A 639-nucleotide genomic window follows, 5' to 3' on the forward strand; every position below is an offset into this window, starting at 1 on the left:
CAGGCCAGCGCCCCTCTCCGAAGCCGGAACGCGCGAGGTCACAGACATCTGCGGGAGGCGACCGTGCCGGGCTATGCGGTGAGCGCGTGCTGCACGCTGGGATAGCAGTCGAAGAAGCCGTCGAAACCCTTGAACTCAAAGACGTGCTGCAGGCAGGAGGGTATGCCCGCCAGGCGGAGCCACCCGGACACGTTCCGGATGGTGCGGTGGAAATCGATGAGGATGGCCAGACCGCTGGAGTCCATGAAGGTGACCAGCTGAAGGTCGATCACCACCCGGTTGAGGCAACCGGCCGGATCCGCGACGATGGCATGGCGCAGCAGTCCGGCCGTGTGGAGATCGAGCTCGCCCTGCAGACTGAGCACGGTAATGCTGCCGGCCACGGTACGGCTCACAGAGAACTGCGCGGAGCCTTCCGTGCCGTGGGGATCACTCACACACGCCTCCGCACCGGCCGGCGAAAGAATCCCGCCGACACCCTTTTTGAACACGCTCCCTGGACCATAGAGGCGTTTGCGGCACATGGCCTATGCCCGGACACCACGCGGAAGAGACCATCGACCGGAAAAACCTGTGCGGCGTGGAAGCAGCGGAGCGGGCTGGGCCGTACACGCGTTGCCGGGGGCATGCATGGTCTAC

The 639-nt window shown here is 65.3% G+C and carries 1 protein-coding gene; it reads right to left on the reverse strand.

The window, feature by feature from the left end:
• Positions 1–71 precede the first annotated feature (71 nt).
• Positions 72–491 carry an STAS domain-containing protein gene (locus IE271_RS41325; protein WP_229920012.1) on the reverse strand — a complete coding sequence of 140 codons (420 nt, stop codon included), beginning with the start codon at positions 489–491 and terminating at the stop codon, positions 72–74.
• Positions 492–639 lie beyond the last annotated feature (148 nt).

Origin of the sequence: Streptomyces minutiscleroticus, from assembly GCF_014650875.1 — a bacterium.
Taxonomy (GTDB): Bacteria; Actinomycetota; Actinomycetes; order Streptomycetales; family Streptomycetaceae; genus Streptomyces; species Streptomyces minutiscleroticus.